This is a genomic window from Carnobacterium sp., from assembly GCF_032094055.1.
Lineage (GTDB): Bacteria > Bacillota > Bacilli > Lactobacillales > Carnobacteriaceae > Carnobacterium_A.
The window spans coordinates 1,130-1,607 of the sequence record NZ_DAMDAK010000063.1 but is presented as its reverse complement, the minus strand read 5'-3'; the positions used below and the strand labels follow the sequence as shown (position 1 = coordinate 1,607).

The 478-nt window shown below is 33.7% G+C and carries 1 protein-coding gene; it reads left to right on the top strand.

Translation table 11 applies throughout. The annotated features are described in order from the left end of the window. Positions 1–155 precede the first annotated feature (155 nt). Positions 156–478: YfbR-like 5'-deoxynucleotidase (locus tag RT405_RS09670; RefSeq protein ID WP_313469350.1), on the top strand; the 323-nt coding region annotated here is incomplete at its 3' end.

Sequence of the window (478 nt, the reverse complement as noted above, 5' to 3'; positions counted from 1 at the left end):
ACCAACATGTTTATGGAATCTTAGACCAAGGAATCATCCACATCAATGAAGGTTAAAAAAGAAAGAAGTCTATTTTTCAACTCGATAAAAATTTTTGCTTCTATAGATGTTCTATGTTAGACTAGTAAAAATTTGGTTAGGAAAGGATGAGTTCAATGGGAATGCATCAATACATTAAAAGTTTAAGCGATTTAGAAAGTATTTTTCGCTGCCCAGGAAAGTTTAAGTATGAAGAACACTCGGTTGCTGCTCATTCATTTAAAGTGACTAATATTGCTCAGTTCTTAGGAACAGTAGAAGAGCAAAGTGGAAAAACAATTGATTGGCGTTCACTTTATGAAAAAGCTCTTAATCATGACTATTCCGAGTTATTTATCGGCGATATCAAAACACCGGTCAAATATGCAACGCCACAATTAAGAGAGATGCTGGCAGATGTTGAAGAATCAATGACGGAGAATTTTATTAAAAACGAAAT